Genomic DNA, 18,804 nt, shown 5'->3' with positions numbered 1-18,804 from the left:
CTAGCCCAGCAGGATCACCCCCCACACCGTGCCGACCATCAGCAGCGCGGTGGTCTGGGCAGCGCTGCCCATGTCCTTGGCGTTCTTGGACAGCGGGTGGTGGTCAAGCGAGATGCGGTCGACCACTGCTTCGATGGCCGAGTTGAGCAGCTCCACCAGCAGGCTGATGAAGCAGACGGCCAGCACCACGGCCCGTTCGATCGTGCTGATGTCCAGCACGAACGCCGCGACCATCAGCAACGCGTGCAGCAGCAACAGCTGCCGGAAGGCCGCTTCGCCCCGGAAGGTGGCGATGAAGCCGTCGCGTGAATGGATCAGCGTGTGGAAGATGCGGCGAAGGCCGGTCTTGCCATGCGGGTACTTGCCGCTGTCCCTGGGGGGAGGTGGCTGCATGCCGGTCCTGCCATGAATTGACCTCGCGACAGGATGTGCAGACGGGCGTCGGGAAAGCGTCGGACCCTCGTTAGCATTGCGCTCAACCGGCGTAGTACTGCGAAGGGCCGAGTCACCTAGCTACGCAGGAATAGCCGGGCGCGGCCGCCGGCGATTCACTCCGCCGGGCTGCGTGAATCGCGGATCGAATAGACCACCGAGAAGATCTTCCAGCCCTGTTCGGTGCGGATCAGCTGCCACATCTCCTTGCCCCAGTTGGTCTTCACCTCATCGTCGTGGAAGCTGTAGTCAAACGACACCGAAGCCACGTCGCCATCGGTCTCGATCTTCGTGTTGGAGAATTTTTCCTCCCTCGGCTTCGGCGACGCCACGACTCCATCGATCAGCGCGATGAAATTATTGGCGGGAATCTTCCGCGCCTTGATCGCATCGGGCTTGGCCTTGCGGATGTCCTGCAGGCGCACATCCTCCGAAACGTACTGCCAGCCGATGTCTTCCGCCTTGTCCGAGAAGAACAGGCCCATGTAGGTCGGCTTGTCCTTGTTGATCAGCGAGGTGCGGAACGATTCGACGACCTGTTCGATGGCCTTGATGTCGGCGGGCGCGTTCTGCGCGGCGTGGGCCGGCAACACAACTGAAAGCAGGAGGGCGAGGGCAGTGGCGGATGTTGCTTTGCTGGGCATGTCCGGATCCTGAGGTTGGAGGGTTCAGCGCCGCGTCTTGCCGGTTGAGAGCCGTCCCGTCATCAGATGTCGCCCTCCATCGGAAGACAGGCGAGTGCTTCCGGTGCTGCATCTCCAAAATGGTGTTCGCGATGAAGCAGTGCCCAACCATGCGCCTCCAGGGTGGATGCCCGCAGCTGGAATCTGTGGGGGGAGACGGCAACCTTGAGAAACTGAATGTGTCCGCCATCCTGCTCATCGCAGAGCCTCCTGATTTCAGGGAGGAGATGGGCCTTGAAATTCGCTCCCAGATGAATGGATTTGATCGCAGACAGATCGAAATCAACGACATGCACGTTGTCCTGGACCTTGCGCGTGAGGTTGAGAGTCCGGATCAGACGCCACTCACGTTCATAGCTCCAATGCGGCGATTTGGTGGAGAGAACCTTGATGATCGTGTCCGGGTCCGGGCGCCCGCAAACCTTGTCTTCTCTGTAATCGACCTTGACCAGATCCGAGTAGGTGGATCCGCCCGTTGAACCCGGTCTGAGATCGGTGTGGGTCCAGTCAAGCTCGATGGCCGCGCCGCGGTGCTCATCCCCGTAGTGCGACCACATCAGAAGATTCAGCGGGTCCTCCGAAAGCGAAACGACCCCAAGGCTGTTCCTGAAGTCGCGATACCGAAGAAGTTCATCGGACATACGCTCGGCCTCCATCGCCTGCATGTGCACGTCCAGTTCGGCATCTTCCATCGCTGGATTGCACTCTCTCCAGTACGCTCGGAAGGCCCGCATGACCTCCTTCCTGTCCAATGTCAGATGGCACTCATAGGGATCATTGAGTAGCGGGGGTTGGGTGAATCGAAGCGAGGGATTCTTCAGAATCGAAACAAGTCGCTCTGCACCCACAAATTTGTAGAGCGGAGGCACCGGAATGCCGTGCTGGATGGAGGCTTCTTCCATGATCGAGTGGATTCCTGTTTGCACGAGAAGAGAAGTATGCGCCCTGCATATGTGCGCTGCAGCAATGTAGTACCCCGATGCTCAAGGTGTTCCGGGGCGTGGCAGCGGTCGTGTTGCGGTCCAGCTCGCGCACTGGTCGCAGTCGGCCAGCGCCGGCCAGGTCCGTACCATTCCGCCATCAGACGCCAAAGCGTGATGCACGACACGGGTTGACGTTCCCATCCGCCAAGCGCAGGCTGCCCGAGCACGTTTCCTAACCAGAAGGAGACTTATGACCGCTACCGCTTCCCTGCACCCGGCGCCCGACACCACGGGCCGTTCCCGCCTCTGGAGCGTGTTCTGGCTGCAGGGCGTCATCCCCAGCAACATTCTGTGGGCCGTGGCTCTCTGGGCCCTGGCCAACGGGCGCACGCCGCTGCTGCTGGGGGTGTTTGCCGCCCTGCTGCTCTATACCGGCTGGATCATTCCGGCGGTCTGGCGGGCGGCGCCCAGCGCACACAATCCCAACCTGGGCGTGGCCGCGCGCGGGCTGACCGTGGCCTGGGGCCTGAACACCGTGCTGGTGATCTTCTTCCTGACCCTGCAGCTGGTGGGTCAATAGAACTGAACAGGCTCGCCGCCCCGGTCGAAGGCGGCGAAGCGGCCGATCTGACCGTCATGGATGGCATTGACCATCAGTTTCAGCGGGCGCGCGGCCTCATCGCTGTTGGGGGCGAACCCGGCGCGGCCGTCCAGCGCGGCCACGAACACCAGGTCCCAGTCGATGCCGGTGGTGGTCGATTCAGCCGCCAGCGCCTGGAAGCTGGGCACTTCGGCGGGCAGCTTGTCCACGCACAGCACCGGCGACAGGGTGCCGCCCTCGCGGCGGTCATGCCGGCCGCGCTGGTCGTCAGTGGGCGACTCAGGCAGCTCGGCGCGCACGAATACGAACAGCAAGCGTTGCGGTTCAGCCTGCTGGCCTGCGGCGTGCAGCAGCTGCTGGAAATCATTCATCATCATGAGGGTTGTCACACGCCCGCTGCACGGAAAGCCGCATGCTGCCACAACGCCTGCCGTGTGGGGCCGAAGACGATTGATTTAAGTCATGCCCATGGAACTGATGGCCGCGTACTCTGGCAATCGTTCCAGCAGACGAGGGTTTCCGGGCCATTCCGGGCACAGGCAAGACGGTGGAGCAACAAGGTGGACCAGCCATGAGCCAACTCACCGACGGTTTCGGACGCAGCTTTCCGTACCTGCGCCTGTCGTTGACCGAAGCCTGCAACTTCCGTTGCAGCTACTGCCTGCCCGATGGCTACCAGGCCGATGGCCGCCCGCGCTTCCTGCAGGTGGATGAAATCGCGCGGCTGGTGCGCGCGTTCGCCGCGCTGGGCATGAGCAAGATCCGCCTGACCGGCGGCGAACCCAGCCTGCGCAAGGACCTGGACGAGATCATCGCCACCGTGGCGGCGGTGCCGGGCATCCGCAAGGTGGCCATCACCACCAACGGCACGCTGCTGCCGCGGCGCCTGCCCGGCTGGCACCGGGCGGGGCTGACCGCGCTGAACGTAAGCATGGACAGCCTGCAGCGCGAGCGCTTCAAGGCCATTACCGGGCACGATCGCCTGCCGGAGATCGAGCGGGGCCTGGCCCTGGCGCAGGCACTGGGCCTGCCGGCGATCAAGCTCAATGCGGTGCTGCTTCGCGGCCTGAACGACGACGAGCTGCCGCAGTGGATGGACTACCTGCGCGACCGTCCCTTCAGCGTGCGCTTCATCGAACTGATGCGCACCGGCGACAACGAAGCCTATTTCCAGCGCCACCACCTGCGTGCCGACGTGGTGATCGAGCAGCTGCTGGCCGCTGGCTGGCACGAGCGCCCGCGGGCCGCCGATGCCGGTCCGGCGCGCGAGTTCGGGCACCCCGACCATCGCGGCAGCATCGGCATCATCGCCCCGTATTCGCGTGACTTCTGCAAGGGCTGCAACCGCCTGCGGGTGACCGCCAAGGGCGACCTGCGGCTGTGCCTGTTCGGCGAGTTCGGCGTGCCGCTGCGGCCGCTGCTGCAGAGCGACGATGACCATGACGCGCTGCTGGCGCGCATCACCACCCAGCTTGGCCTTAAAGCGGCCGGGCATGGCCTGCACCAGGGCCAGACCGGGCTCACCCCGCACCTGGCCTCCATCGGAGGATGAGCAACACGATGAGTGGGGAATTGAATGCGGCCTTCCATATGGCCGATGTCCGCGACAAGCGCATCACCCGCCGCCGTGCGGTGGCGGTGGGCGAGCTGCATGCCGGCCCGGTGGCCTATCCGCTGATTGTCGAGCGCCGCCTGCCCAAGGGCGATGCGCTGGTGATGGCCGAGATTGCCGGCCTGCAGGGCGCCAAGATGGCTTCGATGCTGATGCCGCTGTGCCACCCGTTGCCGCTGGAGCTGGTGCAGGTATTCTGCGCGCCGGTACCGGAACGGCAGGCGATCCGCGTGTGGTGCGAGTGCGCCAGCGAGGCGCGCACCGGCGTGGAGATGGAGGCACTGGCCGGCGTCAACGCGGCGCTGCTGACCCTGTACGACCTGAGCAAGCCGGTGGAACCGGCGCTGCGCATCGAAGGCATCCGCCTGCTGTTCAAGGAAGGCGGCAAGCGCGGTGTGTGGCTGCATCCCGATGGCATGGACGAGGCCGAGCGCGCGCGCTTCAAGCCGCGTGCGCCGAAGGGCCTGGAGGGCGCGGCCTGCGCGGTGATCACGCTGAGCGATCGCGCCAGCGAGGGTACCTATGAAGATGTCTCTGGCCCGACCCTGGTGACTGGCGTGAAAAGGCTGGGTGGTGAGGTCGTGTCCGCCGAGGTGTTGCCCGATGGCATCGAGCCGTTGGCGGGCCGCCTGCAGGCACTGGCTGCCGATGGCGTGCGCCTGTGCCTGTGTACCGGCGGTACCGGCTTGGGCCCGCGCGACCTGACCCCGGAGGCGCTGCGTTCCTTGAACGCGCGGCCGGTGCACGGCCTGGCGCAGATGGTGCGGGCGCTGAGCGCGCAGCACACGCCGATGGCCTGGCTGAGCCGTGCCGAAGTAGTGCAGCTGGGCGGCATGCTGGTGTTCGCGCTGCCGGGCAGCCCGAAGGCGGCGGCACAGTGCCTGGACATCCTGGCGCCGGTGCTGGGCCACGCGCTGGCGATGGTCGACGGTGGTGGCCACTGATGATTGCCTATAGCGAAGCCCTGCAGCACCTGCTGGATGCGGCCACGCCGCTGCCGACCGAGCGCCTGCCGCTGCATGAGGCCGGCGGCCGCACTCTGGCCAGTGACGTCATCAGTGAGCAGTCGCTGCCGCCGTTCGACAATTCTGCGATGGACGGCTTTGCGCTGCGTGCCAACGGTGCTGCGTTCGATAGCGGTACCGAATTCACGGTGCAGGGCTGGCAGGCCGCCGGCGATGCCGGTGCCGAGGGCGGCGAGGGTGCCTGGGAAATCATGACCGGCGCACGCATGCCGTCCGGACTGGATACCGTGGTGCCGGTCGAGAATGTGGAGATCCTCGCCAGCGAGGACGGCCGCCCGACCCGTATCGCGTTGAAGGGCGCGGTGAAGCCGGGCCAGCACGTGCGCCTGCGTGGCCAGGACGTGAGCGACGGCGAGCGCGTGCTGCAGGCCGGGCAGGTGCTGGATATCAACGCCCGCACCCTGCTGCACGCCATCGGCGTGGGCGAAGTGGCGGTGATGGCACGACCGAAGGCCGCTGTGATCGCCACCGGCAAGGAGCTGGTGACCGAGGCCGCGCAGGCGCTGGAATCGGGCCAGATCCGTGACAGCAACCGGCCCTATCTGGTCGGTCGCCTGCAAGCGGCCGGTGCCGAAGTGGTCTGGCAGGGCACGGTGGGCGATGACGTGGCCGCGTTCAACGCGGTGCTGGATCAAGCGCTGGCCGCAGGGGCTCAACTGCTGATCAGTACCGGCGCGGTGTCGGCCGGCCGCTACGATTTCGTTCCCGATGCGCTGCGTGGCCGCGGTGCGCGCATCGTGTTCCACAAGGTGGCGATCCGCCCGGGCAAGCCGCTGCTGTTTGCGGTGCTGCCCAATGGTGCGCTGTATTTCGGCCTGCCGGGCAACCCGGTCTCGGCCGCCGTCGGCCAGCGCTTCTTCGTGGAGCCGGTGCTGCGCCGCCTGCTGGGGCTGGCGCCGGAAACCGTGTTGCAGCTGCCGCTGCAGGCCGACGTACGCAAGCCGCCGGGCCTGCGCTTCCACGCGCGTGCGCGGGTGGAGGTGGACGGGCAGGGGCGCCTGAGTGCGCGCGTGCTGTCCGGGCAGGAATCGTTCCGTTTGATGTCGATGCTGCAGGCCAACGCCTGGGTGGTGCTGGAGGCCGAGGGAGACCTGGCCAACGCGGGCACCTACGTGCGCGTGCAGGGCTGGGGTCACCACGAACCGGTGCAGCTGGTGAGCCAGGAGTGATGATGAAACAGGTGAATCTGCAGTTGTTCGGTGCCTTTTCCGATCTGGATGCCAGCCGCGAAATCGCGCTCGACGTGGCCGGTGGCACTGTGGCCGATCTGCGCCAGGCACTGCGCGAGCTGTTGCCGGTGCGTTGGCCGGGTTTCCGCGCGGGCCTGCTGGATTACTCGGCATTCGCCGACCAGCAACGCGTGCTGCGCGACCACGAGGCGCTGCCCGACGATGGCCGGGTGGCGATCCTGCCGCCGGTAAGCGGGGGCTGAGCCGTGAGCGAGAAGATCATCGCGAAGGTGGTGGACCGCGCGCAGGCGGCGATCGATCCGGCCGAGGGTATCGCCGCAGTATCCGATCCGGGCTTCGGCGGCATCGATGTGTTCATCGGCAAGGTGCGCGACGTCAATATCGGCCGGCCGGTGACCGGGATCACCTACGACCTGTTCGAGCCGCTGGTACTGAACGAATTCAAGCGCCTGGCCGCGGACGTGGAGGCTGCGTTCGGGCCGAAGCTGAAGCTGTATGTGGCCCATGCCAAGGGTCGCCTGGGTATCGGCGACGTGGCGGTGGTGGTGGCTGCCGGCAGCCCGCACCGTGACGAGGCCTTCCGTGCCTGCCGGCAGCTGATCGAAGCGGTCAAGCACCAGTGCCCGATCTGGAAGCAGGAGCACTACGAGGACGGCGACAGCGAGTGGAGCGAGGGGTGCAGTCTCTGCCATGCGGACAGCGAGCCCGCACATGCCCATGACCACGCGCACGACCACCACCACCATTGACGGCATCGTGCTGGCCGGCGGCCTGTCCAGACGCATGGGCCGCGACAAGGCGTTGCTGCCGTGGCAGGGGCGCACGCTGCTGGAGCACATGCGCGGCCTGTTGTTGCGGGCTGGTGCCAAGCGGGTCTGGGTAAGCGGCGACTATCCGGCCTTCGGCGGCATCCCCGACCAGGTGGCGCGCTGTGGCCCGCTGGGCGGGCTCTACAGCGTGGCTACGCACATGCCCGATGGCCCGGCCTGGGTGGTGCCGGTGGATACGCCGCTGCTGCCCCCGCGCCTGTTACAGCAATTGCGTGACGGCCATCACGCTCCGTGCACGATCTTTACGGGCCACCCCCTGCCCATGTTGCTGAATATGGACGATGCTTGCCGGGCCGCGCTGGCATCGATGCTGGATGACCCCGACGGCCCGCGCTCGCTGCAGGCGCTGCAGCGCCGCCTGGGCGTGAACACCGTCGCCCTGGCCCCGGTTGACGAGGCCGGACTGGTCAACTGCAATACCCCCGAACAATGGGAGGATGTTGCGTCATGAAAGTGCAGTTGCAGGACCAGTCGGTACGGCTTCGCCTGGACGAGGCCGAGCTGGCGCGCCTGCTGGCCGGTGAATCGGTCGAGAACATGACCCGCTTTGGCGGCATCGAAGGCTGGGGCATGGCGGTCTCGCTGCATGCTGGCGAGCAGCCCGTGCTGCTGGACGGCGGCACCTTCTGCCGCCTGGTCCTGCCGCGCATTGCGGTCGAAGCACTGGCGGCACGCCTGCCGTGCCGTGATGGCCTGCCATTCGACATCGCCCTGGAAGATGGCAGCCAGCTTCAACTCCAGTTCGATGTCGATGTGCGCGACAGCGTGCGCCAGCGCGGGGTAACCCGCCGCAGCGCGGCTTCATCGGTTTGACATTTGTCAGGGGCAGGGTGGAAACCCGTTCCTGATTGATCCAGATCAACCCCGTCGTCCGTGCTGCACGGCCTAATGGCTGCATGACGACGGGTCACAACTTGAAACGCAGTACCCACGTCATTCCACAGCCTTGGAGCCATGTATGACCGTCGGTAGCGATCCTGTTGTCCGCAGCACCTCCCGTCCGGGTCGCGTCATCAGCGACTGGACGCCGGAAGACCCCGGCTACTGGGAGCGCACCGGCAAGCGGGTCGCCACCCGCAACCTGGTCATCTCGATTCCCTCGCTGCTGCTGGCCTTCTCGGTCTGGGTGCTGTTCTCGGCGGTGTCGATCAGCCTGCCGAAGATCGGCTTCAATTTCAGCACTGACCAGCTGTTCTGGCTGGTGGCACTGCCCAGCCTGTCCGGCGCGACCCTGCGCATCTTCTATTCGTTCGTGATTCCGATCTTCGGTGGCCGCCGTTGGACCGCGCTGTCCACCGCCTCGCTGCTGGCGCCGACGATCTGGCTGGGCTTTGCGGTGCAGGACCCGGCCACGCCGTACTGGGTGTTCGTGGTCATCGCCATCCTGTGCGGATTTGGCGGAGCGAACTTCTCGTCGTCGATGTCCAACATCTCTTTCTTCTACCCCAAGCAGAAGCAGGGCCTGGCGCTGGGCCTGAACGCCGGCCTGGGCAATGTGGGTGTGTCGGTGGCGCAGGCGGTGATTCCGCTGGTGATCACCGTGGGCGTGTTCGGTGCGCTGGGTGGTGCGCCGCAGCCCACGGTGGAGGGCGGGGCGTCGCTGTTCGTGCAGAACGCCGGTTTCATCTGGGTGCCGGCGATCGCGATCTGTGCGGTTGCGGCCTGGTTCGGAATGAACGACCTGACCAGTGCGCGCTCGTCGTTCTCCGAGCAGGCGGTGATCTTCCGCCGCAAGCACAACTGGCTGATGTGCTGGCTGTACATCGGCACCTTCGGTTCCTACATCGGCTTCTCGGCCGGCTTCCCGATGCTGGTGAAGAGCCAGTTCCCGGACGTGAATCCGCTGGCCTACGCCTTCATCGGCCCGCTGCTGGGCGCGTTGATGCGCTCGGTGGGCGGCAGCCTGGCCGACCGCTGGGGCGGCGCGCGCCTGACCTTCTGGGTGTTCGCGCTGATGATCGCCGCCGTGTTCGGGGTGCTGCACTTCCTGCCCAGCCACGGCCAGGGCGGCAACTTCCATGGCTTCCTGCTCAGCTTCATGGCGCTGTTCGTGCTCAGTGGCATCGGCAACGGCACCACCTTCCGCATGATCCCGGTGATCTTCCGCACCCTGCACGAGCGCTGGTCGGCCAACGACACCGCCGAAGGCAAGGCGGCGGCCGCGCACCAGGCCAGCATCGAGTCGGCCGCGGTGGTCGGCTTCTCCGGTGCGATCGGCGCCTATGGCGGCTTCTTCATCCCCAAGAGCTATGGCTCGTCCATCACCTTGACCGGCAGCCCCGACATGGCGCTGTACGGATTCGTTGTTTTCTACATCACCTGCCTGGCCGTGACCTGGTGGTGGTACTACCGGCGCGGTGCCGAGACACCCTGCTGACAACTTGATAACGCACCGCAGCCAATGAACACCACAGCCACGTTGCAGATGTCCGCAAAGGGAGACCCCCGATGAGTTATTTCCTTGATCGCTTGCAGTTCTTCAAGCGTGACCCCCAGTCTTTTGCCGATGGCCATGGATTTGCCAAGAGCGAGGGCCGCGACTGGGAAAACAGCTACCGCGCCCGCTGGCAGTACGACAAGGTCGTGCGCTCCACCCACGGCGTCAACTGCACCGGCTCGTGCAGCTGGAAGATCTACGTCAAGAACGGCCTGGTCACCTGGGAAACCCAGCAGACCGACTACCCGCGTACCCGCCCGGACCTGCCCAACCATGAACCGCGTGGCTGCCCGCGTGGCGCCAGCTATTCCTGGTACCTGTACAGCGCCAACCGGCTGAAGTACCCGCTGATCCGCGGCACGCTGCTGCGCCTGTGGCGCGAAGCGCGCAAGAGCAAGGACCCGGTCGATGCCTGGGCCAGCATTGTCGAGGACAAGCAAAAGGCGCGTTCGTACAAGAGCCGCCGCGGCATGGGCGGCTTCGTGCGCCTGCAGTGGGAAGAGGCCAACGAGATCATTGCGGCCTCCAACCTGTACACGGTGAAGCAGTACGGCCCGGACCGCGTGGTCGGCTTCTCGCCGATTCCGGCGATGTCGATGGTGTCCTACGCGGCCGGCGCACGCTACCTGTCGTTGCTGGGCGGCGCCTGCCTGTCCTTCTACGACTGGTACTGCGATCTGCCGCCGGCCTCGCCGCAGATCTGGGGCGAGCAGACCGACGTGCCCGAATCGGCGGACTGGTACAACAGCCGCTACATCATCGCCTGGGGCTCGAACGTGCCGCAGACGCGCACGCCCGACGCGCATTTCTTCACCGAGGCGCGCTACAACGGCACCAAGACGGTGGCGATCTGCCCGGACTATTCCGAGCTGGCCAAGCTGACCGACCACTGGCTGCACCCCAAGCAGGGCACCGACGCGGCGCTGGCCTTTGCGTTCGGCCACGTGATCCTGCGCGAGTTCCATGTCGATTCGCCTTCGCAGTACTTCCAGGACTACTGCCGCCAGTACTCGGACATGCCGATGCTGGTGCGCCTGGAGCGTCGCGATGATGGCCGGCTGGTCCCGGGCCGCTTCCTGCGCGCCAGTGAACTCGGCGGGCTGGGCGAAGCGAACAACCCCGACTGGAAGACCCTGGCCTATGACGAAAGCAGTGGCCAGATCGTGGTGCCGAACGGCTCGATCGGCTTCCGCTGGGGTGAAAAGGGCAAGTGGAACATCGAGGAGAAGGCCAGCAACGGCGCCGATACGCGCCTGCGCCTGAGCCTGGCCGAGGGCCATGAAGGCATCGAAGCGGTCAGCTTCCCGTACTTCGGTGGCATCGAGACCGACGGCTGGACCGCGGCGCCGGCCGACGAGGTACTTGAGCGCAACATCCCGGTGCGTCGCCTGGCCCTGGCCGACGGCGGCGACACCCTGGTGGCCACGGTCTACGACCTGCTGCTGGCCCAGTACGGCGTGGACCGTGGCTTCGGCGGCGGCAACGTGGCGCGCAGTTTCGACGACATGGTGCCGGGTACCCCGGCCTGGCAGGAGCGCATCACCGGCGTGTCGCGTGCGGAAGTGATCGAGATCGCCCGCGAGTTCGCGCGTACCGCCGACAAGACCCACGGCCGTTCGATGATCATCGTCGGCGCGGGCATGAACCACTGGTTCCACAACGACATGAACTACCGCGGCCTGATCAACATGCTGATCATGTGCGGCTGCGTGGGCCAGACCGGTGGCGGCTGGGCGCATTACGTGGGCCAGGAAAAGCTGCGCCCGCAGACCGGCTGGCAGCCGCTGGCGTTCAGCCTGGACTGGAGCCGCCCGCCGCGGCACATGAACGGCACCTCGTACTTCTACTTCAACACCGGGCAGTGGCGTTACGAGAAGCTGCAGGTGGACGAGCTGCTCTCGCCGCTGGCCGATGCCAGCAAGTACAGCGGCAGCCTGGCCGATCTGAACCTGCGCGCCGTGCGCATGGGCTGGTTGCCGTGCGCGCCGCAGCTGGACCGCAATCCGCTGCAGCTGGTGCGCGAGGCGGAAGCGGCCGGCGTGGCCCCGGCCGACTATGCGCTGGGCAAGTTCAAGGATGGCTCGCTGGACTTCGCCTTCGCCGACCCGGATGCGCAGCAGAACCATCCGCGCATGATGTTCATCTGGCGCTCGAACCTGCTCGGTTCTTCGGGCAAGGGTCACGAGTACATGCTGCGGCATCTGCTCGGCACGCGCCATGGCCTGCAGGGCAAGGACCTGGGCGAGATGGGCGCGATCAAGCCGCAGGAAGTGAAGTGGCGTGACGAGGCACCCGAAGGCAAGCTGGACCTGCTGGTCACGCTCGACTTCCGCATGTGCACCACGGCGCTGTACTCGGACATCGTGCTGCCGACCGCAACCTGGTACGAGAAGGACGATCTCAATACCTCGGACATGCACCCGTTCATCCATCCGCTGTCCAAGGCGGTGGATCCGGCGTGGGAATCGCGCAGTGACTGGGAGATCTTCAAGGAGGTCGCCCGCACCGTGAGCGAGATGGCGCCGGGCGTGCTGGGCGTGGAAAAGGACCTGGTGCTGGTGCCGACCCTGCATGACACGCCCAATGAACTGGGCATGCCGTTCGGCGTGGCCGACTGGAAGAAGGGCGAGTGTGAGGCCATCCCGGGCCAGACCATGCCGTCGATGACGGTGGTGGAGCGCGACTACCCGAACCTGTACCGCAAGTTCACCTCGCTGGGCCCGCTGCTGGACAAGCTGGGCAACGGCGGCAAGGGCATGAGCTGGGACACGAAGCACGAGGTCGAATTCCTCGGCAAGCTCAACCATACCGTGCACGACGAGGGTGTCAGCCACGGCCGCCCGGCCATTTCGACCGCGATCGACGCGGCCGAAGTGATCCTGCACCTGGCGCCGGAAACCAATGGCCACGTGGCAGTGAAGGCCTGGGAGTCGCTGGGTACCTTCACCGGCCGTGAGCACACCCATCTGGCGGTGGGCAAGGAGCACGAGGCGATCCGCTTCCGTGACATCCAGGCGCAGCCGCGCAAGATCATCTCCTCGCCGATCTGGTCGGGGCTGGAAGACGACAACGTCAGCTACAACGCCGGCTATACCAACGTCCATGAGCTGATTCCGTGGCGCACGGTGACCGGTCGCCAGCAGTTCTACCAGGATCACGAGTGGATGATCGACTTCGGCGAGGCCTTCATGGGCTACCGGCCGCCGGTCAACACGCGCACGGTGGAGCCGCTGTTGAACCAGCGCCCGAACGGCAACAAGGAGATCGTGCTGAACTGGATCACCCCGCACCAGAAGTGGGGCATCCACAGCACCTACAGCGACAACCTGATCATGCAGACGCTGTCGCGCGGTGGCCCGATCGTGTGGTTGAGCGAGGATGACGCGCGCAGCGCCGGCATCGTCGACAACGACTGGATCGAACTGTTCAACGTCAACGGTGCGATCGCCGCGCGTGCGGTGGTCAGCCAGCGCGTGATGCCGGGCATGGCGATGATGTACCACGCCCAGGAACGCATCATCAATGTGCCGGGTTCGGAGATTTCCGGTACCCGCGGCGGCATCCACAACTCGGTGACCCGCATCGTGCTCAAGCCGACCCACATGATTGGTGGCTACGCGCAGCTGGCCTATGGCTTCAACTACTACGGTACCTGCGGTACCAACCGCGACGAGTTCGTGATCGTACGCAAGATGGACAAGATCGATTGGTTGGACGATGAGCAGCCCGCTGGTGCTTCGGCATCGGCCAGCAAGGAGGTGGTGTGATGAAGGTCCGTGCACAGATCGCGATGGTGCTGAACCTGGACAAGTGCATCGGCTGCCATACCTGCTCGATCACCTGCAAGAACGTCTGGACATCGCGCGAGGGCGTCGAGTACGCCTGGTTCAACAACGTGGAAACCAAGCCGGGCATCGGCTACCCGAAGGAATGGGAGAACCAGGACAAGTGGAACGGCGGCTGGGTGCGCACCCGCGCCGGCAAGCTGGTACCGCGTGCCGGCGGCCGTTGGCGGATGCTGGCCAAGATTTTCGCCAACCCGGACCTGCCGCAGATCGACGACTACTACGAGCCGTTCGACTTCGACTACCAGAACCTGCACACCGCCAAGGACAGCCAGCACCAGCCCACCGCGCGGCCACGCTCGCTGATCAGCGGCGAACGCATGCAGAAGATCGAGTGGGGCCCGAACTGGGAGGAAATCCTCGGTTCGGAGTTCAGCAAGCGCTCGCGTGACTACAACTTCGACCAGGTGCAGAAGGAAATCTACGGCGCCTTCGAGAAGACCTTCATGATGTACCTGCCGCGCCTGTGCGAGCACTGCCTGAACCCGGCGTGCGTATCGGCGTGCCCGTCTGGCGCGATCTACAAGCGCGAGGAAGACGGCATCGTGCTGATCGACCAGGACAAGTGCCGTGGCTGGCGCATGTGCGTGTCGGCCTGCCCGTACAAGAAGATCTATTACAACTGGAAGAGCGGCAAGTCGGAGAAGTGCATCTTCTGCTACCCGCGCATCGAGATGGGCGAGCCGACCGTGTGCTCGGAGACCTGCGTGGGTCGCATCCGCTACCTGGGCGTGATGCTGTACGACGCCGACCGCATTGCCGAGGCTGCCTCGGTGGCCGCCGAGAAGGACCTGTACCAGGCGCACCTGGACATCTTCCTGGACCCGAACGACCCGGCGGTGATCGCTGCCGCGCGCAAGGAAGGCATTCCGGACAGCTGGCTGGACGCGGCCAAGCAGTCGCCGGTCTACAAGCTGGCCATCGACTGGAAGCTGGCGCTGCCGCTGCACCCGGAGTACCGCACGCTGCCGATGGTCTGGTACGTGCCGCCGCTTTCGCCGATCCAGTCGGCGGCCGAGCGTGGCCGGGTAGGAATGAGCGGCGAACTGCCGGACGTGGCCTCGCTGCGTATCCCGATGCGTTACCTGGCGAACCTGCTGACCGCCGGTGACGAAGCGCCGGTGGTGCGCGCGCTGGAGCGGCTGATGGCGATGCGTGCCTGGCGCCGGGCCAAGAACGTGGACGGCATAGAAGACACCGCGGTGCTGGAGCAGACCGGCCTGAGCATTGCCCAGGTGGAAGAGATGTACCGCTACCTGGCCATCGCCAACTACGAGGACCGTTTCGTGATTCCGACCGGCCACCGCGAATATGCCAACGATGCCTTCGGCGAGCGCGGCGGCTGCGGCTTCACCTTCGGCAATGGCTGCAACGGTGACAGCCCGGCCGACCTGTTCGGCCAGCGCAGCACCAGCACGTTCGTGGTGGACAAGGGGCCGAACCACCGTCGCAAGGAGGTGGTGTGATGAGCGTGCTCAAGCTGGTCGGGGTGCTGCTGGACTACCCCCGTGAGGAACTGTGGCAGCACGGCGAGGAACTACTCGCCGCCTGCGACGACCCGGCGCTGAACGCCGCCCGCCGCCAGCAGCTGCGCAGCTTCGTGCAGCAGCTGCTGGGCACCGATGCGCTGGATGCGCAGGCCGCGTGGCTGGCCAGTTTCGACCGTGGTCGTTCGATGAGCCTGCTGCTGTTCGAACACATCCATGGCGAATCGCGTGATCGCGGCCAGGCCATGGTCGATCTGGTCGAGACGTACCGCCGCAATGGCTTCGAGCTGGATGCTCGCGAGCTGCCGGACTACCTGCCGCTGCTGCTGGAGTTCCTGGCCCATCGGCCCGGCAGCGAGGCCCGTGAGTGGCTGCACCACATCGGCCACATCGCCGGCATGCTGGCTGCGCGCGCCGCCGAGCGCGAGCTGCCGCATCGGGTGCTGTTCGAGATCCTGGTCGAAGCCGGCGACGGCAAGGCCGATCTGCAGGCGCTGCGCCAGCGTGCCAGTGAAGAAGTCCGCGACGATACCGCCGAGGCCATGGACCGCTTGTGGGAGGAAGAGGCGGTGCGCTTCGGCGCCGAAGCCCCTGCCGAAGACTGCAAGCCGCCCGTGCGTTCGCCGGCCCGTCCTTCGCATCGAGAGGTCCAGCCATGAGTTACTCCCTGCATCAATTCGCCTTCCAGTACTACCCGTACATCGCCGTGGCGGTGCTGCTGATCGGCAGCTGGGCCCGTTATGACAAGGCCATGTACACCTGGCGCACCGGCTCCAGCCAGATGCTGTCGGACAAGGGCATGCGGATCGGCAGCAACTGCTTCCACATCGGCATCCTGGCCATCCTCGGTGGGCATCTGGTCGGCCTGCTGACCCCGCACGCGGTGTACGAGCACTTCATCACCTCCTCGCAGAAGCAGATGCTGGCGATGGTGGTCGGCGGTGTGTTCGGCGCGCTGTGCTTCATCGGCATCAGCATCCTGCTGGTACGCCGCCTGTTCAATGCGCGCGTGCGTGCCACCGGCAGTTTCGGCGACACCCTGGTGCTGGTGCTGCTGTTCGCCCAGCTGTGCCTGGGCCTGTACAGCATCCGCATCTCGGCCGGCCACCTGGACGGCGGGGTGATGGTGCAGCTGGCCGAATGGGCCCAGCACATCGTGACCTTCCGTGCCGGTGCCGCCGACTACATTGAAGGCGTCAGCTGGGTCTACAAGATGCACATCTTCCTGGGCCTGACCCTGTTCCTGATCGCTCCGTTCACCCGCCTGGTGCACGTGTGGAGCATCCCGATCAGCTACCTGTGGCGGCCCTACCAGGTGGTGCGCCGGCGCCAGGCCACGCTGCGCTACGGGCCGCGGGAGTAAGCCATGGGCAGCCTGCCGAAATTCCTGCCGATCACTGTGATCGACTCCGCCGCACCGGTGCCTGCCGAGGCGCATTCGCACCACCACGATGCGGCGGAGCAGGGGCCGCGTTCGCTCGGGCAGCCGGCACCGAGCCGGCTGTTCGTGGACGACATTGCCATCAGCGAGGCCGAGATCGCCCGCGAGATGCAGCACCATCGGGCGATGCGCCCGGAACAGTCACGCGCCGAGGCAGCGCGTGCACTGGTGGTGCGCGAGCTGTTGCGCCTGGAGGCGCAGCGGCTGGGGCTGCAGGCGCCCGAGGGTGGGCGGGTCAGCGATGAAGAAGTGCTGATCCAGCAACTGCTGGAAGATGCGATCGAGGACCGTGTACCCACCGACGAGGACTGCCGCCGCTATTTCGAGCAGAACCCGGAGCGCTTCCGCTCGCCCGATCGCGTGCGCCTGCGCCATATCCTGCTGGCGGCACCGGCCGATGACGTTGCCGGGCGGTTTGCCGCACGCACCGAGGGTGAGCGGCTGGTGGGGCTGCTGAAGGAATCGCCGCACCTGTTCGCCGATTTCGCCCTGCGCCATTCGCGCTGCCCCTCCAGCAGCGAGGGCGGTGACCTCGGCTGGCTGCAGCGGGGCCAGACCACGCCGGAGTTCGATCGCCAGGTGTTCCGCCTGCGCGAAGGCCTGGCCGGCTTCCCGGTGGAATCGCGCTGGGGCTACCACGTGGTCTGCATCGACGCCCGTGAAGAAGGCCAGCCGCAGCCGTTCGAGGTGGTGCTGCCGCAGCTGCGTGAGTACCTGGAACTGCAGGTGCGCCAGCGCGAAGTGCAGGCCTACCTGCTGCAGCTGCAGGAACGCTATCCGGTGCGCGGGCTGGAAGAGATCGAAGCTGAAGCGGATATCGGCTGACCCATCGTGAACGAGGAGACCCCATGAACCAGGCTCTTGCCCCCGCCAGTGCCGGGCAGCAGCAGCGTGCGCTGTGGCTGAGCACTTTCGCTTTTACCGTGTGTTTCGCCGTGTGGATGATCTTCTCGATCATCGGCATCCAGATCAGCCAGCAGCTCGGACTGAACGACACCGAGTTCGGTCTGCTGATCGCCACCCCGGTGCTGACCGGTTCGGTCAGCCGTGTGTTCCTTGGCATCTGGTCGGACCAGTTCGGTGGCCGCAAGGTGATGGTGCTGGTGATGCTGTGTGGCGCAGTGGCCACCTGGATGCTGACCTATGCGCAGACCTACACCCAGTTCCTGTTCGCTGCGCTGTGCGTGGGCATCGCCGGTGGCAACTTCTCGGTCGGCGTGGCCTACGTGTCGAAGTTCTTCCCGGCCAGCAAGCAGGGCACCGCGCTGGGCATCTTCGGTGCCGGCAACATCGGTTCGGCGGTGACCAAGCTGCTGGCGCCGCTGGTGATGGTGGCCGCCGGCTGGACCATGGTGGCCAAGGTCTGGGCGGTGGCGCTGGCCGTCACCGCCGTGTTGTTCTTCCTCTTCAGCAAGGAAGACCCGTCGCTGGAGCAGCGGCGCCGCGAAGGCGTGAAGCCGGTGCCGTTCGCCGAGCAGATGGCACCGCTGAAGAACCTGCAGGTGTGGCGGTTCTCGCTGTACTACTTCTTCGTGTTCGGCGGCTTCGTGGCGCTGGCGTTGTGGCTGCCGCACTACCTGGTGGGCGCCTATGGCATGGACGTCGGCACCGCCGGCATGCTGGCGGCGTGCTATTCGATCCCGGCCAGCCTGTTCCGCGTGGTCGGTGGCTGGATGTCGGACAGGATGGGCGCGCGCCGGGTGATGTACTGGACCTTCGGCGTCTCGGCCATCTGCACCTTCCTGCTGGCCTACCCGGACACCGAGTACGTGGTGAAGGGCATTCACGGCCCGATCCACTTCCACCTGGCCATCGGCGTGGTGCTGTTCACCGTGCTGGTGTTCGTGCTGGGCTTCTTCATGTCGCTGGGCAAGGCCGCAGTCTACAAGCACATCCCGGTGTACTACCCGGATCGCGTCGGCGCGGTCGGTGGCGTGGTCGGCATGATCGGCGGCCTCGGCGGCTTCATCCTGCCGATCGTGTTCGGTGCGCTGAACGATGCGCTGGGCATCTGGAGCAGCTGCTTCATGCTGCTGTTCGTGCTGGTGGCCGCTGCACTGGCCTGGATGCATTTCGCCATCCGCCGCATGGAGCGCCGCCACTTCCCGCAGATCGACCGCGAGACGGATCTGCCTGAAGCCATCGACGCCGCCGCGGCCGATCGTGCGCGCGGCAGGTGAACGGGGTTGCCGGTCAGCGGGTGAAAGGGTAGTGCCGGCCGCTGGCCGGCATGAATCCACCGATGCGCCGCGCTTGATTTCAATCAGGGCAACGCGAGGAGAGACGCCCGAAGATGTC

Annotated in this window: 19 protein-coding genes; 15 read left to right on the top strand and 4 right to left on the bottom strand. The window is 65.9% G+C overall.

Annotated elements, in window-relative coordinates; genetic code table 11:
• From N5C18_RS14990 to N5C18_RS14980, 3 genes are all read right to left on the bottom strand, one after another.
• Positions 1-393, bottom strand: coding sequence for a diacylglycerol kinase (locus N5C18_RS14990; protein ID WP_279944942.1), 393 nt, complete (start codon positions 391-393; stop codon positions 1-3).
• 155 nt (positions 394-548) lie between these two features.
• On the bottom strand, positions 549-1,076 hold the full coding sequence (locus N5C18_RS14985) for a nuclear transport factor 2 family protein (RefSeq protein WP_279944940.1): 528 nt from the start codon (positions 1,074-1,076) through the stop codon (positions 549-551).
• Positions 1,077-1,138: 62 nt separating this feature from the next.
• On the bottom strand, positions 1,139-2,017 hold the full coding sequence (locus N5C18_RS14980; protein ID WP_279944938.1) for a DUF2971 domain-containing protein: 879 nt from the start codon (positions 2,015-2,017) through the stop codon (positions 1,139-1,141).
• A 271-nt stretch (positions 2,018-2,288) separates the two neighbouring features.
• Between N5C18_RS14980 and N5C18_RS14975 the strand changes: the two genes are divergently transcribed.
• Positions 2,289-2,618: a hypothetical protein gene (locus tag N5C18_RS14975; RefSeq protein WP_164087363.1), complete on the top strand. Its 330-nt coding sequence runs from the start codon at positions 2,289-2,291 to the stop codon at positions 2,616-2,618.
• On the opposite strand, the gene N5C18_RS14970 is transcribed toward N5C18_RS14975, so the two are convergent.
• Complete coding sequence (locus N5C18_RS14970; protein WP_053509903.1) at positions 2,612-3,016, bottom strand: hypothetical protein; 405 nt, start codon at positions 3,014-3,016, stop codon at positions 2,612-2,614. The genes N5C18_RS14975 and N5C18_RS14970 overlap by 7 nt on opposite strands.
• A 194-nt stretch (positions 3,017-3,210) precedes the next feature.
• Between N5C18_RS14970 and moaA the strand changes: the two genes are divergently transcribed.
• The 14 genes from moaA to N5C18_RS14900 all read left to right on the top strand — a co-directional run bounded on the left by moaA (position 3,211) and on the right by N5C18_RS14900 (position 18,686).
• Positions 3,211-4,191 (top strand): GTP 3',8-cyclase MoaA, encoded by a 981-nt coding sequence (gene moaA, locus N5C18_RS14965; protein ID WP_279944937.1) that lies wholly within the window; start codon positions 3,211-3,213, stop codon positions 4,189-4,191.
• An 8-nt stretch (positions 4,192-4,199) separates the two neighbouring features.
• Positions 4,200-5,195, top strand: a complete 996-nt coding sequence (gene moaCB / locus N5C18_RS14960) for a bifunctional molybdenum cofactor biosynthesis protein MoaC/MoaB (protein ID WP_279944936.1) — start codon at positions 4,200-4,202, stop codon at positions 5,193-5,195.
• Positions 5,195-6,445 carry a gephyrin-like molybdotransferase Glp gene (gene glp, locus N5C18_RS14955; RefSeq protein ID WP_279944935.1) on the top strand — a complete coding sequence of 417 codons (1,251 nt, stop codon included), beginning with the start codon at positions 5,195-5,197 and terminating at the stop codon, positions 6,443-6,445. Before moaCB ends, glp begins: the two co-directional genes overlap by 1 nt.
• A gap of 2 nt (positions 6,446-6,447) precedes the next feature.
• A complete protein-coding gene (locus N5C18_RS14950) occupies positions 6,448-6,708 on the top strand; it encodes a MoaD/ThiS family protein (RefSeq protein ID WP_053509909.1) in 261 nt (86 codons plus the stop codon).
• 3 nt (positions 6,709-6,711) lie between these two features.
• Positions 6,712-7,215: a molybdenum cofactor biosynthesis protein MoaE gene (locus tag N5C18_RS14945; RefSeq protein WP_164241180.1), complete on the top strand. Its 504-nt coding sequence runs from the start codon at positions 6,712-6,714 to the stop codon at positions 7,213-7,215.
• Entirely contained in the window at positions 7,184-7,747 is a 564-nt protein-coding gene (locus tag N5C18_RS14940; protein WP_279944934.1) for a molybdenum cofactor guanylyltransferase, read from the top strand. Before N5C18_RS14945 ends, N5C18_RS14940 begins: the two co-directional genes overlap by 32 nt.
• Complete coding sequence (locus N5C18_RS14935) at positions 7,744-8,109, top strand: hypothetical protein (protein ID WP_164241178.1); 366 nt, start codon at positions 7,744-7,746, stop codon at positions 8,107-8,109. The genes N5C18_RS14940 and N5C18_RS14935 overlap by 4 nt, the downstream gene beginning before the upstream one ends.
• Positions 8,110-8,254: 145 nt before the next feature.
• Complete coding sequence (locus N5C18_RS14930; RefSeq protein WP_053449943.1) at positions 8,255-9,673, top strand: NarK family nitrate/nitrite MFS transporter; 1,419 nt, start codon at positions 8,255-8,257, stop codon at positions 9,671-9,673.
• A 71-nt stretch (positions 9,674-9,744) separates the two neighbouring features.
• Entirely contained in the window at positions 9,745-13,500 is a 3,756-nt protein-coding gene (locus tag N5C18_RS14925; RefSeq protein ID WP_279944933.1) for a nitrate reductase subunit alpha, read from the top strand.
• Positions 13,500-15,044: a nitrate reductase subunit beta gene (gene narH / locus N5C18_RS14920; protein ID WP_164241175.1), complete on the top strand. Its 1,545-nt coding sequence runs from the start codon at positions 13,500-13,502 to the stop codon at positions 15,042-15,044. The genes N5C18_RS14925 and narH overlap by 1 nt, the downstream gene beginning before the upstream one ends.
• Complete coding sequence (gene narJ, locus N5C18_RS14915) at positions 15,044-15,724, top strand: nitrate reductase molybdenum cofactor assembly chaperone (protein WP_040007589.1); 681 nt, start codon at positions 15,044-15,046, stop codon at positions 15,722-15,724. Before narH ends, narJ begins: the two co-directional genes overlap by 1 nt.
• Positions 15,721-16,428 carry a respiratory nitrate reductase subunit gamma gene (gene narI / locus N5C18_RS14910; RefSeq protein ID WP_006449390.1) on the top strand — a complete coding sequence of 236 codons (708 nt, stop codon included), beginning with the start codon at positions 15,721-15,723 and terminating at the stop codon, positions 16,426-16,428. The genes narJ and narI overlap by 4 nt, the downstream gene beginning before the upstream one ends.
• Positions 16,429-16,431: 3 nt before the next feature.
• Entirely contained in the window at positions 16,432-17,331 is a 900-nt protein-coding gene (locus N5C18_RS14905; protein WP_279944932.1) for a peptidylprolyl isomerase, read from the top strand.
• A gap of 23 nt (positions 17,332-17,354) precedes the next feature.
• Positions 17,355-18,686, top strand: coding sequence for a nitrate/nitrite transporter (locus N5C18_RS14900; RefSeq protein WP_053509926.1), 1,332 nt, complete (start codon positions 17,355-17,357; stop codon positions 18,684-18,686).
• Positions 18,687-18,804 lie beyond the last annotated feature (118 nt).

The organism is Stenotrophomonas sp. GD03930, assembly GCF_029839665.1.
Classification (GTDB): Bacteria; Pseudomonadota; Gammaproteobacteria; order Xanthomonadales; family Xanthomonadaceae; genus Stenotrophomonas; species Stenotrophomonas forensis.
This window is presented reverse-complemented; position numbering and strand designations above follow the sequence as displayed.